The organism is Bacillus thuringiensis (assembly GCF_001182785.1).
Classification (GTDB): domain Bacteria; phylum Bacillota; class Bacilli; order Bacillales; family Bacillaceae_G; genus Bacillus_A; species Bacillus_A thuringiensis_S.
This window is the reverse complement of the sequence record NZ_CP012099.1, coordinates 1,200,726-1,220,365: the sequence shown is the minus strand read 5'-3', so window position 1 is coordinate 1,220,365 and position 19,640 is coordinate 1,200,726. Positions and strand designations below refer to the sequence as shown.

Sequence of the window (19,640 nt, the reverse complement as noted above, 5' to 3'; positions counted from 1 at the left end):
TTTTACACCTCTTCCATATAACGTTTTATACTCTCTACATCTTTATCGCCGCGGCCAGATAAACAAATAACAAGTCCTTCATCTTCCTTCATTTGCGGAGCTAATTTTAAGGCGTATGCGACAGCATGTGAACTTTCTAGGGCCGGGATAATGCCTTCTTTTTTCGTTAATAATTGAAATGCTTCTAATGCTTCTTCGTCTGTTATCGAATGATAAGAAACGCGGCCAATATCTTTTAGCAAGCTATGTTCTGGACCAACACCTGGATAATCGAGTCCTGCTGAAATAGAGTGTGCTTCTTGAATTTGCCCTTCTTCATTTTGCAGAAGATACATCATTGATCCGTGTAAAACACCGACGCTTCCTTTCGTTAAAGTGGCTGCATGCTTTTCTGTATGAACGCCTTTTCCAGCTGCCTCTACGCCGTAAAGAGCAACTTCTTCATCATGTACGAACGGATAAAACATACCCATCGCGTTACTCCCACCACCAATGCAAGCAACGACTGCTTCTGGTAATTTCCCTTCTAATTCTTCATATTGTTTTTTCGTCTCATTCCCAATTACACTTTGGAAATCACGGACAATTTGCGGGAATGGATGTGGTCCGAGAACAGATCCCATAATGTAATGCGTATCATGCACATGTGAAACCCAGTAACGAAGCGCCTCGTTTACCGCATCTTTTAATGTACCGCTACCTGCTGCTACACTTTCTACTTTCGCTCCGAGTAATTCCATTCGGAACACATTTAATTTTTGACGTCTTACATCTTCTTCTCCCATAAAAATGACGCATTCTAACCCGAGAAGAGCACATACAGTAGCTGTTGCAACTCCGTGTTGTCCAGCTCCTGTTTCAGCGACAACTTTTTTCTTACCCATTCGCACCGCAAGAAGTGCCTGACCAATTGTATTGTTAATTTTATGAGCTCCTGTATGATTCAAATCTTCACGTTTTAAATAAATCTTTGCACCTCCGCAATACTTCGTCATATTTTCAGCGAAATAAAGCGGTGTTTCTCTTCCAACGTACGTTTTTAAATAATGATTTAATTCCTTTTGAAATGCCTCATCTTGCATCGCTTCTTTATATGCTTCTTCTAGTTCTAGTACAGATTGCATTAACGTTTCTGGAACGTATCTTCCTCCGTATATACCGTAATGTCCTTTTTCATCTGGATATGCGTAGTTCATTTGGAACACTCCTTCGCTTTTATAATAAATTGTTTTATTTTCTCTACATCTTTTTTTCCTTCTATCTCTACTCCGCTGCTCACATCAACCATATAAGGCCGAACAGTTCGAATTGCTTCTTCTATATTAAGAGCATTTAATCCACCAGCTAATATCGTTTTCTCTCGCGACTCTTTTGGCATATGTGCGAGTAACTCCCATGAAAATTTCTTTCCATTTCCCCCGTGAAACTTTTCTTTCGGACTATCAAACAATATATAATCCGTTTCATATGTTTGAGCATTTTTCATATCGTCCTCCGAAGTCACTCCGAGAGCTTTTATAGACGGAATATTCAATCTTCTAATTCGATGATTGTCTTCATCCCCATGTAGTTGTACATGTGTTAACCCACACTCATCTGCAATTTTCTGGATCACTTCTACTGATTCATTTACGAAAACACCGATTTTTAACACGTTGGCTGGAAGCTCCTGAATAATTTCTTTCGCTCTCTCTGGAGTGATTTTCCGTTTACTTTCTGCAAAAACAAATCCGAGTGCATCTGCGCCATATTCGCACGCACTTTTCGCTGTTTCCACATCAGTGATGCCGCAAATTTTCACTTTCATATATTCACCTTACAATCTTCAAAAAAACTATTAATAGAAGATGATGTCATAAGCGCCTCTCCAACTAATACACCTTTGGCTCCAGCTCTTTTAACACGAATAATATCTTCTTTTGAATGAATGCCACTTTCACTAATCCAAAGTAGTTTCTCCTCATTCAATCTTTTTCCAAGCTTTTCAGTTTGGCTTAAATCTACTTCGAACGTTTTTAAATTACGATTATTAATGCCAATAACGTGCGGATTTAATACAATCGCAGTTTCTAATTCCTGTTCATCATGAACTTCAACAATCGCTTCTAATCCTTTTTCTAACACGTAGCTATACAACTCTTTTAACTTCTCTTTCGTTAACGCTGCTACGATTAGTAAAATAATATCTGCTCCCGCTTCATACGCTCTATCGATTTGAATCTTATCGATTATGAAATCTTTACATAAAAGCGGAATGTTACTTTCTTCTCTTGCTGTTTGTAAATCGTGAAACGATCCTTTAAAAAATTGACCATCTGTTAAAACAGATACTGCTCCTGCCCCGCAGTCTTCGTATATTCCCACTTGTTTTCGTACGTCAACGTGTAAATTGATATCTCCTTTTGATGGTGATGCTCGCTTTACTTCTGCAATGACAGTAAACTGCTGTAACGCTTCTACAAGTGAATGTGTCTTTCTTTTTGCTTTTACGGGTGTATATATTTCATATAACTCCGCAACTTCCTTTTTCTTCTGTTCTACAATTTCATCTAAAATCGTCCCCACTTTAGTTCACCCTTTCTAATTTTTCGTTGCTTGCTGCAATTAATAAGTTTAATTTGGTTAATGCTTTTCCAGAGTCAATGCTATGTGCCGCTAGTTTAATTCCTTCCTCAATCGTTTCTGTTTTTCCATTTGCGAAAAGGGCTAGACCTGCATTTAATAAAACTGTATCGCGATAAACACTCTTTTCTCCGCTCAATACGCCGACTGTGATCTTTGCATTTTCTTTTGAATTCCCCCCTCTAATTTCTTCATTTTTCACTCTTGAAAAACCATACTTTTCTGGATCAATACTCATTTCTACTATTTCATTATCTTTTAAAAGGACTACGTGATTTTCCCCTTGTAATGATGCTTCATCTAAAAATCCACTTCCGTTTACGACAAGCGCTTGTTTTCTTCCCAGCTTCTGTAATACTTGCGCAACTGGTAGTAACATATCTCGTTTATAAATGCCGACAAATTGTGTTTCTAAATTTACCGGATTTGTTAAAGGACCAATTAAGTTAAAAATCGTCGGCACATTCAATTCTTTTCTTATTTTCATAATGCGTCTTAATGCTGGGTGCATCGCTGGTGCGAATAAAAATGCGATGCCGACATGCTCTAATAAATAATCAATTTCGTTTGGGGTACTGCTAATATTTACACCGAGTTCTTCTAATAAATCTGCACTTCCTGTTTTACTAGAAACAGCTCGATTACCATGTTTTGCAACCTTTACGCCAGCTCCTGCCAGTACAAATGCCGATGTTGTACTAATATTAAACGTTTGGGCACCGTCACCACCCGTCCCGCAATTGTCCATTGCTCCTTGTATATGGTTCGAAAACGGCAATGCCTTTTCGCGAAGAGCCCGAACGAGACCGTATATTTCTTCTGCAGTTTCACCTTTCGCTTTCAGTAAGACTAAGAAAGCTGCAATTTCACTTTCTAATATGTTTTCACTTAATAAAAGTAGTCCTGCTTTATACATTTCCTCTTCTGTTAAATGTTGACCCTCCACTAATTTACGAAGATAGTTATTCATACTCTTTCCTCCTCTTTTACTTCTGTTAAAAAGGCACGTATTAACTTTCCGCCTTCTTCTGTTGCGATTGATTCCGGATGAAACTGTAATCCGAAGAGCGGATAATAATTGTGACGGACTGCCATTATTTCTCCATCGTCCATCGCTGTCGCTAGTATGTCAAAACACTCTGGCAAGCTCGTTTGCTCTGCAACAAGGGAATGATAGCGCATTGCCGTTAGCGGCTGTGTAACGTATGAAAAGATTGACGTTCCGTTATGTTTCACACGCGATGTTTTTCCGTGTTTAATACGTTCTGCTCTAACAATGTCTCCTCCAAATGCAGCTATAATCGCTTGGTGGCCAAGACAAATCCCTAATATGGGAACGTTCTTATAAAAATGACGGATGACGTCGATACAAATGCCAGCATCCTCCGGTTTTCCTGGTCCTGGTGAAAGCACAATTCCTGTTGGATTCATCTCTTCTAGTTGTTCTATCCTTATTTCATCATTTCTTACGACTACAATATCTTCTTCGTATTCACCTAACAGTTGATACAAGTTATAAGTAAATGAATCATAATTATTAATTAGTACAATCATTTCATTACCTCCAATAGTGCTCTCGCTTTATTTAACGTTTCTTCATATTCAGCTACTGGGTCTGAATCATAAACAACTCCCGCTCCTGCCTGAACGTATGCTTTTTCATCCTTCACGACCATCGTTCGAATAGCGAGCGCCATATCAAGATTTCCTGAAAAACTAACGTATCCAACTGCACCCGCGTATACATTTCTTTTTTCATTCTCTAGCTCATTTATAATTTCCATCGCTCTAATTTTCGGAGCTCCCGACACTGTTCCTGCTGGTAGGCAATACGCTAATGCATCAAATCCGCTCATTTGTTTTCGTAATGTTCCGTAAACTTCAGATACAATGTGCATAACGTGAGAGTATTTTTCTACTTTCATATATTTATCTATCGTAACCGAGCCGATTTCGCTCACTCTACCAATATCGTTTCGCCCAAGATCTACAAGCATCATATGCTCTGCTCGCTCTTTCTCATTGCCTAACAGTTCTTTTTCGATTTCCTCATCTTCCCTCTTCGTTTTCCCCCTCGGCCTTGTACCAGCAATTGGATTCGTCATCACTTTATTCTCCCTTACTGATAGCAAACTTTCCGGCGAAGAACCGAGTACAACATAATCTTGAAAATCGATATAGAACATATATGGTGATGGATTTGCAATTCGAAGTTTTCGGTATAACACGAATGGATCACCAATACATTCACTTTGCAAACGCTGTGACAGTACGACTTGGAATATGTCTCCGGCTCTTATATGTTCTTTCGCCGTTTCTACCATCTCACAAAACTCTTTTTCCGTTATAGAAGAAGTGAATGATAATGTGGATTGTATTTCATTTACTTCAGCTTCTTCTCCTTGTAGCACTTCCTCTTTGTATACTCGCAGCCTTTCGTATACTTCCTCATAATCTGCTGACTCATCTTCCCTGCATACATATACAAACGACAACTTTTGGCGTAAATGATCGTAAACGATAAACTCACGATATAGTAAAAGGTGTACTTCCGGAATATTTAATGGGTCGTGTAAATCCGCTCCAATGTTTTCATACTGCCGAATGACATCATATCCAATATAACCAACTGCTCCTCCGCAAAATGGAAATGGGCTGTCTACTTGTGATGGTGCGATTATTTCTTCTAACACTTGTAGTACGTTACCTTGTAAATTTTCTGTTTGCCCGAAAATCGTTCGTTCTACTTCCGTACCAACGCTTTTTACTTCTCCATAAGGATTACATCCTAAGCAAGAATAACGCCCTTTATCTTGATGAAGCTGTGAACTTTCTAATAAAAATTTCTTCTTTCCTTTCATACGTCTATATAAAGAAATTGGCGTAATGCTATCTCCTTCTTCTTCAGTGATTACTAAAAATGTCTTTCTCTCTCTTTTTTGTTTTATAAATTCTTCTTTCGTCATCATGTCCTTCACCTCACTCTGAAAAATAAAAAAGTCCCCTACATATCAAAAATATGTAGAGGACGATAAATATACCGCGGTACCACCTCGTGTTGGATGCAAAAGCATCCCGCTTTGTTCAGGTACAAATTTTATACCTTATCCTTGTAACGGCGGAACCCGGGTTGCCTACTGAAAATAATTGTTCAGCATACCTCTCGTAAGCCCATTCCGTATATGGCACCGTACCGGGCTCCCACCTATTCCCGGCTCTCTGTAACGTCTCCAATATACGTACTCTTCTTACTTAAACGATTTCATTTATTTAATTTTTTATACACAAAAAGGGAGTACTCATCCTATAGAAAGGACGGGTACTCCCGTGGTGCCACCTTAATTCGTTACAAATGTAACGCACTTTACCGTATCAAAAACAATACGTGTCTCTTGTATCGATGAGATCATGTCGCCAAAGCCTACTTCTTTCGTTTCGGTTTGGAAGCTCCGAAGCCCATTCCACATCAATTCCATACTGATTCGCACCAACCATCAGCTCTCTGACATGTTCATCATGTGTACTCTTCTTCATCAACGCTTGCATTTTTTTAAGTTGCACTCATTATAGACCTGACTTTTTTCACAAGTCAATACTTTTTTAAAAATTTTATTTTTCTTTCCTTTCAATATTATATTGACAAAACAACCTCTTTTTATGTAAATATAATAAATACTCTATTAAAAATAAGGTTTTTTGTATGAATATTATATATTAAAAAAGTAAAATGACATCAAAAAACGCTTACATTTCTGAAAATTCGTATTTCTATATGGATTTTTCAGAATAATCATGATAGATTATAAAGTGAAACTTTAATCAGTGGGGGGGGTTCATCCCCACTGATTATTAGTTGAACCAATCGGGCATTTACGGACAGTTGATCTCCCACCTAACTTCCTTGCCCAGCCAATTTTAAGGTGGGAGTTTTACTGCCCGTTTATGCGGGATAAATATGCATAACGCATCAAAAGACCTGACAAAAGAAAGGGGAACTACATGAGTACGCAGATGTTAACTTTAACTTCTATCTCTATTTACATGCTCGGGATGTTAGTAATCGGCTATTTCGCCTACAAACGAACGTCCAACTTAACAGATTATATGCTTGGCGGGCGTACACTAGGCCCCGCAGTAACAGCATTAAGTGCTGGAGCATCCGATATGAGTGGTTGGCTTTTAATGGGATTACCCGGTGCAATGTTTAGCGTTGGATTAAGTAGTAGTTGGATTGCGATCGGCCTAACACTAGGCGCATACGCAAACTGGCTTTATGTTGCTCCTCGCTTACGTACCTACTCAGAAATTGCAAACAACTCTATTACTATTCCAGAATTTTTGGAACACCGTTTCCACGACAAATCTCATATGCTACGCTTAGTATCCGGACTTGTTATTATGATTTTCTTTACTTTTTATGTAGCTTCAGGATTAGTTTCAGGCGCTGTATTATTTGAAAATTCATTTGGCATGAACTATCATGTTGGATTATTCATTGTAGCAGGCGTTGTTGTCGCTTACACATTATTTGGTGGTTTCTTAGCAGTAAGTTGGACAGACTTCGTGCAAGGAATCATTATGGTAGTTGCTCTTATTCTTGTTCCTACCGTTACAATTATGAATGTAAATGGACTTGGTCCTGCATTTAGTACAATTAAATCGATTGATCCAACATTATTAGATATTTTTAAAGGCACTTCTGTATTAGGAATTATTTCATTATTCGCATGGGGCCTTGGTTATGTTGGACAACCTCATATTATCGTACGCTTTATGGCGATTTCTTCTGTAAAAGAAATTAAAAGTGCACGACGAATTGGTATGAGCTGGATGATTTTCTCTGTTGTCGGAGCTATGTTTACCGGTCTGATCGGTATTGCATACTATTCACAACAAGAGTTGACATTATCTAATCCAGAGACAATTTTCCTTGAACTTGGGAAAATTTTATTCCATCCACTTATTACTGGATTTTTATTAGCGGCCATTCTAGCAGCGATTATGAGTACAATTTCATCTCAGCTACTCGTTACTTCTAGTGCTGTAACTGAAGATTTATATCGTACATTCTTTAAACGTTCTGCATCTGATAAAGAACTTGTATTTGTCGGTCGTATGGCTGTACTTGTTATTGCATTAGTTGGGTGCGCATTAGCGCTTAAACAAAATGATACGATTTTAGCTCTTGTTGGATACGCTTGGGCTGGATTTGGTTCTTCATTCGGACCTGCTATTTTATTAAGCTTATATTGGAAACGTATGACGAAGTGGGGCGCACTTGCCGGTATGATTTCTGGTGCCGCTACTGTTATTATCTGGACTCAGTTTGAATTCTTAACAAAATTCTTATACGAAATGATTCCTGGTTTCACTATTAGTTTACTAGTAATCATAGTTGTTAGTTTACTAACACAACCTTCAAAAGAAGTTGAAGAGCAATTTGAGGATTTCGAAAAACAACATCGTCATAATTTATAAAAAAAGCTCTGCTGTTATCGTAACAGCAGAGCTTTTTACAGTTCGACAATCTTCTTATCAAATTTAACAAATTCTTTATGTTTCGTTAAATTTAACATAACACTACTCCTTTATAGTATGAATATCAGCACTTATACAGAAAGGGGACTCCAATATGTTAGCAGCTTTCCAGCAACAACAAACACGAAAATTTTCACCTATCACAAATACTTCTGCGTCTTGTTTAAACATGCAACCTAACCCGCCTAAAATTTCAATTGCTCCTTCTGTTATTTCAGTCATCGGTGTTCATATGGAAAAGCATAAATTAAAAATAAAAACGGGACAAAATATTGTTTTATCAGCTTCCATTTTGCCAATACAAGCAACAAATAAAGAGCTTATTTGGTCAAATATGAATTCTGATATCATCACCATATATCCAAAAGGTGACACCGTGACGATTACTGGAAAAAGTGCAGGTAGAGCAGTCGTAATTGTCACAACTGCTGAAGGCAAATTCCGTGACCTATGTGTCATTCATGTACAACCTTATATGACAAATCCAAAGTAAAAGAGTGGCTTCGTAGCCACTCTTTTACTTGATTTCAATATTTGAGTTTTTACTTTTTACAAGATTAATAAATTGTTCTTTATTTCTTGGAGAAATAATTTCTGTTTTATGTGTATCGTAAACAATTTCAAGTCGATCGAATGATAGAGCATGAGCTGCTATTGGATTTTTCGTATTTGAAATTTGTTTTATATCTCGTATAAAAATACGTTTTTTAATAAAACCTGACCTAATGATAATCATTTCCTCTTCCACAATATATTTGGTTGAAAACCACCCAAAAATAAATACTATGGCTAACGGAATCGTAAAAAATAAAAGAAAATATTCTCTCTCTGCAAATATAGGAGCAAAACACGCTCCTATGACAACAAAAAAAATCGGATATAACCATACATCTTTTTTTGATGGAAATTCCACTAAACTTTCCCCCTCTTGATTTAAGTCAATGAATCTCCTCCTCTTCCCTATTACAATGAAAACAATATTAGAAAAGGAGGACGTATTATGACTGAACGAAAGTACGCCTTATTTGCTGGTACCTCTCTTCTTGTTATGGCATTCATTGCATTTTTTTCTTACGGTTTTGTTCATGGAAATCTCGTTATACAAGGAGATGCGAGTACAACATTCCATAATATCCAAACTTCAAATTCACTTTTCAAAGCAGAAATCTTCGGGTGGATTACCATTTTTATTACTGATATTGTCGCCGCATGGGCTCTTTATTTCTTTCTAAAACCAATTCATACTAGCCTCTCATTACTAGCAGCTTGGCTTCGTCTTATGTATACAGCTATACTTGGGATTGCTATATTCAATCTAATATTGGCATTGTTGCTTTCAAAAAATACAATTGCGAATCCAGAAACATATACGATGTTGTTTCTCAGTGCATTCGAATACATTTGGTCTGTAGGATTGATTATTTTTGGATTGCATCTTTTCGTTTTAGGATATGTAACTTTTCTCTCTAAACAGATACCAAAGTTTATTAGTATACTGCTGTTCATTGCTGCTACCGGTTATATGCTAATTCACGTCATGAATACAATGTTTACACAATACGATACAATGATTTCAATCATACAATCACTATTCCAATTACCTATGATTGCAGGTGAATTAGGACTTGCGATATGGCTACTATTGAAAGGTGGTAAACACTCTAATTAAGCCGTTTCTTAATTCTACTTAATGATTCTGGTGTCATGCCAAGATAGCTTGCTAGCTGATATTGTGGAACGCGATTAATTAAATACGGGCGTTTTCGTAACAATGTTTTATATCGTTCTTCTGGTGTCGATGAGATAAATACAGCAAGTTCATCTTGTACTTCACCGAAATTGTACTCGATCATTTTACGCGTCATTTCTTCTAATTGTGAATACTTATTATACATGTCCTTTTCACTATGTAGATCACCAACAACTACAATACAATCTTCTAAACACGTTAACGTATATGATGAAGATTTATCTTGTTTATGATGGTTGAAATTCGAAATTGCCTGTTCTTCTGTATAAAAATTTGATGTAACTTCTTTCCCTGCTTCATCTATACTATGTTGCCTAACGCATCCTTTTAATACAAAATAACATTTTAACGGAACATTTCCTTGTCTTAGGAGCACTGTTCCTTTTTTATATTCTTCAATTTGTAATTCACTGAGGATCATTTGCTGCTCTTCTTCACTTAATGTTGTAAGATTCTTCATATACTTCTTTAATATCTCTGCCATTTCCCTCCCCCTTCTACGCCCGTATTTCTATAAAACAAAAAGAGAAGTATCACAACTTCCCTTTTCTCCCCTAACACTATAATTCCTGTGTATACACCGGCTCGTTTACGACATTTTTTGATGTTCGCTTTTGTTGCTGTAATAAGAAAACAGATACACCAAACAATACGAGCATGCTACCGATAATTTGCATTGCGTTTAATTTTTCTCCAAGTAAGAAGAACGCAAGTATAGATGCTCCAACAGGTTCTCCTAAAATACTCATTGAAATTGTCGTTGCATTTACATAATTTAATAGCCAGTTATTAATTACATGTGACACTGTCGGCACAACCGCAAGTAAAAGAAAAACGGTCCAATCCCACTTCGTATAACCTGTAAAGGGTACTTGCAATATGACATTATAAATCCCCATAAAAAGACCTGCGAATGCAAAGACTGTAAAGCTATAAATCCAGTGTGATACTTTCTTTACTGTCGTTTGCCCGATAAATAAATAACCGACAACTGCTATTACACTTAGAAAGGATAATATGTCTCCATAAATTGCTTGCTTACTTAAACCTAAATCTCCCCAACCAATGCACATTACGCCTAGAATAGCGATTCCCATCGTTGCAATGGCTGAATATGTTGTTCTTTCTTTAAACAGAAAAAAACCTCCAACTAAAGATACGATCGGTTGAAGTGCCAAAATAATTGTTGAACTAGCAACTGTTGTATGCTTTAAAGATTCAAACCATAAAAGAAAATGAAGTGCTAAAAAGAAACCAGATCCAATTAAAAAGCCCCAATCTTTCATTTGGATCCTATTAAATTCCTCTCTTTTTTTCCATACGATAGGCAGCATAATAAGTACGATAATCCATAAGCGGTACATACTTAATATTGAAGATGGTGCTGAGGACATCTTTACAAAAACTGCTGCAAAGGAAATGGCAATTATAGAAATAGCTAATGGTAGTGCGATTGATTTTTCTTGTTTCAAACCCTGTCTCCCCTCTCACCTGTCAAAAATCCCACTTCATTATATCCGTTTTCTTTCATAACTTAAATACTAATTTTTTAGATTCTTCGTACCATTATGGTAAAATAGAAATTAAGGCACCAATTAGTGAATAATTATTTCCTTTTTCACTACAAGCGTCGCTCTTACAATCGTTACAGTAAATTTTTATTTAGGGGGATCTACATGAGTCAAACAATAGGGAGAATTGAAGAAATTTCATTTTATAGCGCATCGCTTCAAGAAGACGTTACTCTTCTCGTTTATTTACCAGTAAATTACACACCACTGCACAAACATACAGTTGTAATTGCACAAGATGGTAGAGATTATTTTCAGCTCGGTAAAGCGCACCGTGTAATTGAGCGCCTTCGTGAAACTGAAGAAATTGACCGTACAATTATTGTCGGTATTCCATATAAAAATGTACATGATCGTAAAGAAAAATATTTCCCAAATGAAGTAAAAAATGCTGCATATATTCGTTTCCTTGCTCATGAACTTGCACCGTATATTGATGAAAATTATCCAACGTATCAAATGGGAAAAGGTCGTGTTTTAATTGGTGATTCTCTTGGCGGAACAGTTTCCTTTATGACTGCACTTATGTATCCGCATACATTCGGTAAAGTCGTTATGCAATCACCATTTGTGGATGAGACAGTGATGAACTTAGCAAAAGACTTCAAAGATCCACAAGCATTAGAACTGTATCACGTCATTGGCACAGAAGAAACGGCTGTAAAACGTACTGATGGACAAGTATCTGATTTCGTAGAACCGAACCGTGAGTTAAATACGCTTCTTATAAATAGAAATTTCATCACGCATTACGAGGAGTTTGAAGGTAATCATACTTGGAAATATTGGAAAACTGATTTACCGAAAGCCTTCTCTCATATTCTATCAATGAAATAATAGAGAGCAGTATTCAGAATAATTTGATATAATAGATAAAGAGATTTATTTATCTCAAAATCTAACTAGACTTACAAAGGGAGGAATTGGAACATGAAATTAGGCATTGTAATTTTTCCATCTAAAATGATTCAAGATAAAGCGAACGGATTGCGTAAGCGTTATGACCCGCACTACGCATTAGTTCCGCCACATATTACATTGAAAACACCCTTTGAGACGCAAGATGAACAATTAGAATCGATTGTAAACGAGCTACATACAATCGCAGGTAAAACGAACCCTTTCACCCTTCATGTTGGGAAAGTTGGTTCATTCGCACCTGTTAATAACGTCCTTTATTTTAAAGTAGAAAAAACACCTGAACTTACTTTCTTAAATGAAGAAATGCATGGCGGGTTATTCACGCAAGAACGCGAATATGCTTTCGTACCTCACTTAACGATCGGACAAGGCTTATCAGATGCAGAGCATGCTGATGTATTAGGTCGATTACGTATGAAAGATTTCTATTATGAACAACCAATTGATCGTTTCCATCTTCTATATCAATTAGAAAATGGAACATGGACTGTACACGAAACATTCCACCTTGGAAAGGAGAACAACTAATTTGCACGCACAGATTGTACAAACGGACGAACAACTAAGAGATGCATTCTCTGTACGTAAACAAGTGTTTGTAAATGAACAACGTGTCTCTGCTGAAGAAGAGTACGATGAGTTTGAAGAAACTTCAACACACGTTGTTATATATGACAATGATGTTCCAGTTGGTGCTGGACGTTTTCGCACCCTTGATGGTATCGGAAAAATGGAACGCATTTGCGTGCTAGGTTCCCATCGAAAAAAAGGCATCGGAAAAATTGTTATGGATGCGCTTGAAGCGTATGCAAAAGAAAATTCGCTACCAAAATTGAAACTTCATGCTCAAACACATGCTGAAGATTTCTATAAAAAACTTGGATATGTAACGAGTTCTGATGTATTTATGGAAGCAAATATCCCGCACGTCGTAATGATAAAAGAATTGTAATTTGAAAGCAGGAGGTGACCCCTCCTGTTTTTTACATTGCTATTTTCTTTTTCTTCCGCTAAAGTTAAATGTTGATGCTATAGTTTTGAAGGTGAACATATGACACAAGAAAAATTTTCACAAAAATCATTAACACACGCTGATATTCCGCGTGCGACATATCATATTCCGAAAACATCTACCCATTTAATTATGGAAGAAGATGTAGATGCGGCTTATTTCCGCGCTCTCGAACAACAAAATGTTTTTTTAAACGAAAAACAACTAGAAGCCGTGCGCACAACCGAAGGTCCTGTTCTCACACTAGCTGGTGCTGGAAGCGGGAAAACATCTGTTTTAACAACTCGCGTTGGTTATTTAGTAAATGTAAAACAAGTTCATCCACGAAATATTTTATTACTTACATTTACACAAAAAGCAGCTGAAGAAATCCGAAGTCGTGTCGCGAAGTTACCAGGTATGAATCATGCAGCAAGTAGCTACGTTGTTGCTGGTACATTCCACTCTGTTTTCTTAAAATTGCTTCGTAGTCAAGGGTATAATCAGCAAATTTTAGCAAATGAAAAACATAAACAAATTATGATAAAGAAAATCTTAAAAGAATTGCGTTTAAAAGACGATTACGATGCGGAAACGATGCTCGCAATGATTTCACTTGAGAAAAACAAATTAAATCGTCCGAAAGATGTAAAAGCGAAAACACCAGTGGAACAAGAATTTAAAGAAGTATATGAACGTTTTGAAGAAGTAAAACAACGATACAATTATATTGATTTCGATGACATCTTATTGGAAACATATTATATGTTAGAAAATAATGCTCCTTTACTAACTCAATTACAACAACGTTTTCACTACATTGAAGTAGATGAGTTTCAAGATACATCGTATGCACAATATGAAATTGTAAAATTGTTAGCCACACCAAGAAATAATTTATTCATCGCAGGTGATGATGATCAAGCTATCTATGGCTGGCGAGGGGCAAGTCACCAAATTATTTTATCTTTTCCAAAAGAATTTGATAACACAACAATCATTGCACTAAATACGAATTATCGATCCAATCCCTTTATCGTCGGGCTTGGAAATGAAGTTATAAAATTAAATCAAGAACGTTTTGATAAAGAGCTATACTCCGTTCGTGAGGAAGGTGTACAACCTTTTTATGCAAGACCTGCTACAACTCTTGATGAAGCAAATCAAATTTTACAGCTCATTCAAGAAAAAGTAGATAGCGGTGAACGAAACTATAAAGATTTTTGTTTACTGTATCGCACACATTCTGTAAGTCGTTCGTTACTTGATCAGCTTACCATTCATAAAATCCCGTTTATTAAACACGGGGCGAGCCAATCATTTTATGAACATTCTTTAATTAAGCCTGTATTAGATCATTTACGACTCGTGATTGAGCCGTTTCGACTAGAATCACTTTCAAACATATTACCGACGATGTATATCGGACGTGATGATTGTATTTCATTTATTGAACGTGAACAATGGAAATATGGTGAAGGCCGTTTTCCTTCTCTTCTTCATTTCTTACTATTAAATCCGAGCTTAAAACCTTTTCAAGTGAAAAAGGTAAATGAGCGTATTGATTTTATTAAATTTATTAAAGAATTAGAACCGAAAAAAGCATTAAAAGAAATCATTCATGGTAAAGGAAAATATTTAGAGTACTTACAAAGTAACGATCGTTCTTCCTTTACGATGCATAAAGACATACAAGAAGAAATGTTGGAAGAATTAATGGAGTCTGCAACTCGTTTCACCGATATTCCAGCTTATTTACAATTTATTGACGAAGCGATTCAAGGTCAAAAAGAAATGGAAGCATTAAAAACAATGCCGCAAAAAGATGCCGTTTCACTTATGTCAATTCATAACGCAAAAGGCCTTGAATTTCCATGTGTCTTTTTACTTGGAGCGAGTGATGGGATCCTGCCGCATACTTCTTCTTTAAAAGATGCAAATGATCGTGTTACGGAAACTTCTGAAGCATTAGAAGAAGAACGCCGATTACTTTATGTCGCCATTACACGTGCGAAAGAAGAACTTTACATTTCTTCTCCGCAATTTTTCAGAGGAAAGAAATTAGATATATCTCGTTTTTTATATACTGTGCGAAAAGACTTACCTGAAAAGACATCCACTAAATAAGGATGTCTTTTTTTTTATAATGTGTTATGTACATCCCTCCTATATAAATTCCTTGTTTTTATCATAAGAATTAACGTAATATCAGCCATATCCCACTCATATTGTAATAGTGTATGTCAGAACTCACGAGAAGGAGTGAACATAATGAGCTGCAATTGTAATGAAGATCATCAACATGAGTGTGATTTCAACTGTGTATCGAATGTCGTTCGTTTTATACATGAACTGCAAGAATGTGCAACGACAACATGTGGATCTGGTTGCGAAGTTCCATTTTTAGGTGCACATAACAATGCATCAGTAGCTAATACACGTCCTTTTATTTTATACACAAAAACTGGAGAGCCTTTTGAAGCATTTGCACCATCTTCAAGCCTTACTAGCTGCCGATCTCCAATTTTCCGCGTAGAAAGTATAGATGATGATGACTGTGCTGTATTGCGTGTATTAACTGTAGTTTTAGGTGATGGTACCGCTGTACCACCTGGTGACGACCCAATCTGTACGTTTTTAGCTGTACCAAATGCAAGACTAATATCAACCTCCACTTGTCTGACTGTTGATTTAAGTTGTTTCTGCGCGATTCAATGCTTACGCGATGTTTCTATATAAAACTAAATACTGATTTAAGCATGGATTGGGTGGCAGAATTATCTGCCACCCAATCCATGCTTAAAGAGTATTATTATGTAAATTTCTTAAAATTGGGAACTTGTCTAGAACATAGAACCTGTCCTTTTCATTAACTGAAAGTAGAAACAGATAAAGGAGTGAAAAACATGTTCTCTTCTGATTGCGAATTTACTAAAATTGATTGTGAGGCGAAGCCAGCTAGTACACTACCTGCCTTTGGTTTTGCTTTCAATGCTTCTGCACCTCAGTTCGCTTCACTATTTACACCACTATTATTACCTAGCGTAAGTCCAAATCCAAATATTACTGTTCCTGTAATCAACGATACAGTAAGTGTCGGAGATGGCATTCGAATTCTACGAGCTGGTATTTATCAAATCAGTTATACATTAACAATTAGTCTTGATAACGTACCTACTGCACCAGAAGCTGGTCGTTTCTTCTTATCATTAGGTACACCAGCTAACATTATTCCTGGATCAGGTACAGCCGTTCGTTCTAACGTTATTGGTACTGGTGAAGTAGACGTATCCAGTGGGGTTATTCTTATTAACTTAAATCCTGGTGACTTAATTCAAATTGTACCAGTTGAGTTGATTGGAACTGTAGACATTCGTGCTGCAGCATTAACAGTTGCACAAATTAGCTAGTAAAAAGCGGTATTTCTAATACAGAAATACCGCTTTTTATATATAATAAAAAACACTCACAGTAGCATGAGTGTTTCATTCTTCATATTGTTTTATTGTGTTCTTCTTTTTCCCACAATTGCATCCCTTTTTCTTCACAAATCCTTGTTGTTGTAATTGTTCTTGATATGCCTGTTGTTGTGCTTGGTGTTGTTGCTGTATATGATACCACTGCTGCAGGTCATATGAATTCTGCCTTGGATTATTGCTCACAGCAAACATCTCCTCTACTGTCAATTCTGTCTATTTACTATATGAACAACTCTTTATTTCCGTTCCCTCATTCTTTTAAACTCCGCTTTTTCTCGTATTATGAAAATATATTATTCTCCCATAAAATATCCTGTAATTGTTTCAATGATTGCTGCTGCTCCTGCAATGGCTAATAATGCAAGTAACGGCTCCGCAACGATAGGAATCCAATTATATAAAACTAATAAAAAAGCACTAACCCATACACCTGTACACCAATAACAGCTTAATAATTCGCCAATCCACTTTCTTAATCCATTACCTTTTACTTTTGTAAACGTTGATACACTTCCATCCGGCTCCGTAATCTCTAATTCATCAATAAATGGTCTTCGCAAAAAGGCTGTTATTTTATCATATACAATTAAACGAGTGAGCCTAAAAGCAGCTAACGCAAAAATAAAAAATAAAAGCCAGCTTGTAAACAGCATAATTCCACCTTCCCTTATCCTCTTTCGCCTATTTAAAAAAAAAGGTCTTGAGATTGTGACCAAATCTCCTCGACTCCAATATCTTATTAATGTAAATACAAACAAGAAGATAAGGAGTGACATTAATGAGTTGTAACGAAAATAAACACCATGGCTCTTCTCATTGTGTAGTTGACGTTGTAAAATTCATCAATGAATTACAAGATTGTTCTACAACAACATGTGGATCTGGTTGTGAAATCCCATTCTTAGGTGCACATAATACTGCATCAGTAGCAAATACACGCCCTTTTATTTTATACACAAAAACTGGAGAACCTTTTGAAGCATTTGCACCATCAGCAAGCCTTACTAGCTGCCGATCTCCAATTTTCCGTGTGGAAAGCGTAGATGATGATAGCTGTGCTGTGCTACGTGTATTAACTGTAGTATTAGGTGACGGTACTCCGGTACCACCTGGTGACGATCCAATTTGTACGTTTTTAGCTGTACCAAATGCAAGATTAATATCTACAACTACTTGCCTTACTGTTGATTTAAGCTGTTTCTGTGCGATTCAATGCTTACGCGACGTTTCTATCGTAAAGTAAACTAAAAAACTATTGGGGTGGTAGAAGCTTTCTACCACCTTTACATATTTAAAAGCCGGCCATACTAATCGATTGGATATCATCTATAGACAACCTAATATCTCTCATACTATTTTGCGGCATAATAGATACAATGCCATTACGATACGATATGATCGATCCAATATAAGAAACTGTAGCTGTTTTTATTCTGCACCTTACTTTCGGAATGTAATGAGGGCGGTTTAGTAAAAAATGAATTTTTTCATCATTATTCATATCCTTAAATGATTTATTATACGGGACAGTTCTTACTGGTTCTGGTTCTGGTTCTTCTTGTTCTGCATGTTCTTCTTTTTCCTCTTCTTCTATTTTTTCTTCCACTTGCTGCTCTTCTTGTTGTTCTTGCTCTAATACCTCTTCCACAGCACTGCTTACAATATTTTCTTGTCTATTACTTTGCTCTTTTTGATCTTCATTTTCAAAGTTTGTCAGGATAATCCTTTTTATTTTCGGTGCAGCAAGTTCTAAACTTACTTGCGTGATATATAACAACGGTTTTCCAACTGTTGAACTTTTATTTTTATTCTTCACACTCGTCCCTCCCACTTCCATACGTAGCTGAATAAATCGTGTTCTATTATAGTTATATTCATCACGTGGTAAGAACTTTCGTTAAAAATCGTTCTTTCTCAGAACAAATAAAAAGGACAATCTCAGCATTTAGAGATTGTCCTTTAAAAATTAATATTATATTTATCCTAGGATATGATACCCTGAATCAACGTGAATGTTTTCTCCTGTTACTCCACGTGCTAAATCACTGAATAGGAATACTGCTGTATCGCCAACTTCTTCTGGAGTTGTTGTACGACGAAGTGGTGCGCGCTCCTCAATTTCTCTTAAGATTGAGTTGAAATCGCCTACACCTTTTGCAGATAACGTACGAATTGGTCCTGCAGAAATAGCGTTGACGCGAATACCATGTTGACCTAAATCGTTCGCTAAATATTTCACGCTCGCTTCTAATGAAGCTTTTGCAACACCCATAACGTTATAATTTTTCACAACGCGCTCGCCGCCAAGGTATGTTAATGTTAAAATATTTCCGCCTTCTGTCATTACTTTCTTCGCTTCTCTTGCTACAGCTGTTAAAGAGAATGCACTAATATTTTGTGCAAGTAAAAATCCATCGCGAGAAGTATCTACAAATTCACCTTTTAAGTCATCGCGATTTGCAAAAGCAATACAATGTGCTACACCGTGAATAGTACCTACTTCTTGTTTAATTGTTTCAAAGCAAGCTGTAAGTTCCTCATCATTCGTTACATCACAAGGTAATACAAGTGATTCTTGTCCTTCTAATGTGTCCGCTAATTCACGAACATTTCTTTCTAAACGTTCTCCTGCATATGTGAATATTAATTTTGCACCTGCATTATGCAAAGAGCGAGCAATTCCCCATGCAATACTTCTTTGGTTCGCAACGCCCATAACAACAAATGTTTTCCCTTGTAATAGTTCCATGATATATCCTCCCAGAAAT

Annotated in this window: 23 protein-coding genes and 2 other annotated features; of the genes, 10 read left to right on the top strand and 13 right to left on the bottom strand. The window is 36.6% G+C overall.

Annotation, left to right across the window (positions count from 1 at the left end; translation table 11 throughout):
• Positions 1-2: 2 nt before the first annotated feature.
• The 6 genes from trpB to trpE are packed head-to-tail and all read right to left on the bottom strand — an operon-like array spanning position 3 to position 5,591.
• The gene (trpB, locus tag AC241_RS06320; protein WP_016082430.1) at positions 3-1,196 is read right to left on the bottom strand and encodes a tryptophan synthase subunit beta; all 1,194 of its coding nucleotides are present in this window, start codon (positions 1,194-1,196) and stop codon (positions 3-5) included.
• A complete protein-coding gene (locus AC241_RS06315) occupies positions 1,193-1,807 on the bottom strand; it encodes a phosphoribosylanthranilate isomerase (protein WP_050842890.1) in 615 nt (204 codons plus the stop codon). Before AC241_RS06315 ends, trpB begins: the two co-directional genes overlap by 4 nt.
• Positions 1,804-2,565: an indole-3-glycerol phosphate synthase TrpC gene (gene trpC, locus AC241_RS06310; RefSeq protein ID WP_050842888.1), complete on the bottom strand. Its 762-nt coding sequence runs from the start codon at positions 2,563-2,565 to the stop codon at positions 1,804-1,806. The genes AC241_RS06315 and trpC overlap by 4 nt, the downstream gene beginning before the upstream one ends.
• 1 nt (position 2,566) lies before the next feature.
• Positions 2,567-3,592 carry an anthranilate phosphoribosyltransferase gene (trpD, locus tag AC241_RS06305; RefSeq protein WP_016082433.1) on the bottom strand — a complete coding sequence of 342 codons (1,026 nt, stop codon included), beginning with the start codon at positions 3,590-3,592 and terminating at the stop codon, positions 2,567-2,569.
• A complete protein-coding gene (locus AC241_RS06300; protein WP_050842886.1) occupies positions 3,589-4,176 on the bottom strand; it encodes an aminodeoxychorismate/anthranilate synthase component II in 588 nt (195 codons plus the stop codon). Before AC241_RS06300 ends, trpD begins: the two co-directional genes overlap by 4 nt.
• On the bottom strand, positions 4,173-5,591 hold the full coding sequence (trpE, locus tag AC241_RS06295) for an anthranilate synthase component I (RefSeq protein ID WP_050842883.1): 1,419 nt from the start codon (positions 5,589-5,591) through the stop codon (positions 4,173-4,175). The genes AC241_RS06300 and trpE overlap by 4 nt, the downstream gene beginning before the upstream one ends.
• 52 nt (positions 5,592-5,643) lie before the next feature.
• Positions 5,644-5,888, bottom strand: a binding site (T-box leader).
• Between the two features lie 42 nt (positions 5,889-5,930).
• Positions 5,931-6,168 (bottom strand) — a binding site (T-box leader).
• Between the two features lie 453 nt (positions 6,169-6,621).
• Here trpE and putP point away from each other — a divergent pair.
• Together putP and AC241_RS06280 are read left to right on the top strand one after the other, a co-directional pair.
• The gene (gene putP, locus AC241_RS06285; protein ID WP_016082436.1) at positions 6,622-8,100 is read left to right on the top strand and encodes a sodium/proline symporter PutP; all 1,479 of its coding nucleotides are present in this window, start codon (positions 6,622-6,624) and stop codon (positions 8,098-8,100) included.
• Between the two features lie 154 nt (positions 8,101-8,254).
• Positions 8,255-8,653 carry an Ig-like domain-containing protein gene (locus AC241_RS06280; RefSeq protein WP_000878735.1) on the top strand — a complete coding sequence of 133 codons (399 nt, stop codon included), beginning with the start codon at positions 8,255-8,257 and terminating at the stop codon, positions 8,651-8,653.
• A 24-nt stretch (positions 8,654-8,677) separates the two neighbouring features.
• On the opposite strand, the gene AC241_RS06275 is transcribed toward AC241_RS06280, so the two are convergent.
• Positions 8,678-9,073, bottom strand: coding sequence for a PH domain-containing protein (locus tag AC241_RS06275; RefSeq protein ID WP_043937643.1), 396 nt, complete (start codon positions 9,071-9,073; stop codon positions 8,678-8,680).
• Between the two features lie 87 nt (positions 9,074-9,160).
• On the opposite strand from AC241_RS06275, the gene AC241_RS06270 reads away from it, so the two are divergent.
• Complete coding sequence (locus tag AC241_RS06270) at positions 9,161-9,829, top strand: DUF4386 domain-containing protein (protein WP_048564880.1); 669 nt, start codon at positions 9,161-9,163, stop codon at positions 9,827-9,829.
• Here the strand turns inward: AC241_RS06270 and AC241_RS06265 are convergent.
• Positions 9,822-10,394, bottom strand: coding sequence for a Crp/Fnr family transcriptional regulator (locus tag AC241_RS06265; protein ID WP_016082440.1), 573 nt, complete (start codon positions 10,392-10,394; stop codon positions 9,822-9,824). The genes AC241_RS06270 and AC241_RS06265 overlap by 8 nt on opposite strands.
• A gap of 76 nt (positions 10,395-10,470) precedes the next feature.
• The gene (locus tag AC241_RS06260; protein WP_016082441.1) at positions 10,471-11,382 is read right to left on the bottom strand and encodes a DMT family transporter; all 912 of its coding nucleotides are present in this window, start codon (positions 11,380-11,382) and stop codon (positions 10,471-10,473) included.
• Between the two features lie 204 nt (positions 11,383-11,586).
• Here AC241_RS06260 and AC241_RS06255 point away from each other — a divergent pair, with 204 nt between their 5' ends.
• From AC241_RS06255 to exsF, 6 genes are all read left to right on the top strand, one after another.
• Entirely contained in the window at positions 11,587-12,318 is a 732-nt protein-coding gene (locus AC241_RS06255; RefSeq protein WP_050842881.1) for an alpha/beta hydrolase, read from the top strand.
• A gap of 93 nt (positions 12,319-12,411) precedes the next feature.
• Complete coding sequence (locus AC241_RS06250; protein ID WP_016082443.1) at positions 12,412-12,930, top strand: YjcG family protein; 519 nt, start codon at positions 12,412-12,414, stop codon at positions 12,928-12,930.
• 1 nt (position 12,931) lies between these two features.
• Entirely contained in the window at positions 12,932-13,354 is a 423-nt protein-coding gene (locus AC241_RS06245; protein ID WP_000543305.1) for a GNAT family N-acetyltransferase, read from the top strand.
• Between the two features lie 99 nt (positions 13,355-13,453).
• On the top strand, positions 13,454-15,520 hold the full coding sequence (locus AC241_RS06240) for an ATP-dependent helicase (protein WP_016082444.1): 2,067 nt from the start codon (positions 13,454-13,456) through the stop codon (positions 15,518-15,520).
• A gap of 144 nt (positions 15,521-15,664) precedes the next feature.
• Positions 15,665-16,132, top strand: a complete 468-nt coding sequence (gene cotY, locus AC241_RS06235; protein WP_016082445.1) for a spore coat protein CotY — start codon at positions 15,665-15,667, stop codon at positions 16,130-16,132.
• A 167-nt stretch (positions 16,133-16,299) separates the two neighbouring features.
• Positions 16,300-16,803, top strand: coding sequence for an exosporium protein ExsF (exsF, locus tag AC241_RS06230; RefSeq protein WP_016082446.1), 504 nt, complete (start codon positions 16,300-16,302; stop codon positions 16,801-16,803).
• Positions 16,804-16,878: 75 nt separating this feature from the next.
• Here the strand turns inward: exsF and AC241_RS06225 are convergent, their stop codons facing one another.
• Together AC241_RS06225 and AC241_RS06220 are read right to left on the bottom strand one after the other, a co-directional pair.
• On the bottom strand, positions 16,879-17,064 hold the full coding sequence (locus tag AC241_RS06225) for a hypothetical protein (RefSeq protein ID WP_029948404.1): 186 nt from the start codon (positions 17,062-17,064) through the stop codon (positions 16,879-16,881).
• 101 nt (positions 17,065-17,165) lie between these two features.
• The gene (locus tag AC241_RS06220; RefSeq protein ID WP_000899664.1) at positions 17,166-17,525 is read right to left on the bottom strand and encodes a DUF1360 domain-containing protein; all 360 of its coding nucleotides are present in this window, start codon (positions 17,523-17,525) and stop codon (positions 17,166-17,168) included.
• Positions 17,526-17,650: 125 nt separating this feature from the next.
• Here AC241_RS06220 and exsY point away from each other — a divergent pair, with 125 nt between their 5' ends.
• On the top strand, positions 17,651-18,115 hold the full coding sequence (gene exsY, locus AC241_RS06215) for an exosporium assembly protein ExsY (protein WP_001277739.1): 465 nt from the start codon (positions 17,651-17,653) through the stop codon (positions 18,113-18,115).
• 48 nt (positions 18,116-18,163) lie between these two features.
• Here exsY and AC241_RS06210 read toward each other — a convergent pair whose 3' ends face one another.
• A complete protein-coding gene (locus tag AC241_RS06210) occupies positions 18,164-18,709 on the bottom strand; it encodes a spore coat CotO family protein (RefSeq protein WP_080990745.1) in 546 nt (181 codons plus the stop codon).
• A gap of 141 nt (positions 18,710-18,850) precedes the next feature.
• The gene (gene fabI, locus AC241_RS06205) at positions 18,851-19,621 is read right to left on the bottom strand and encodes an enoyl-ACP reductase FabI (protein WP_000421885.1); all 771 of its coding nucleotides are present in this window, start codon (positions 19,619-19,621) and stop codon (positions 18,851-18,853) included.
• Positions 19,622-19,640: the final 19 nt, after the last annotated feature.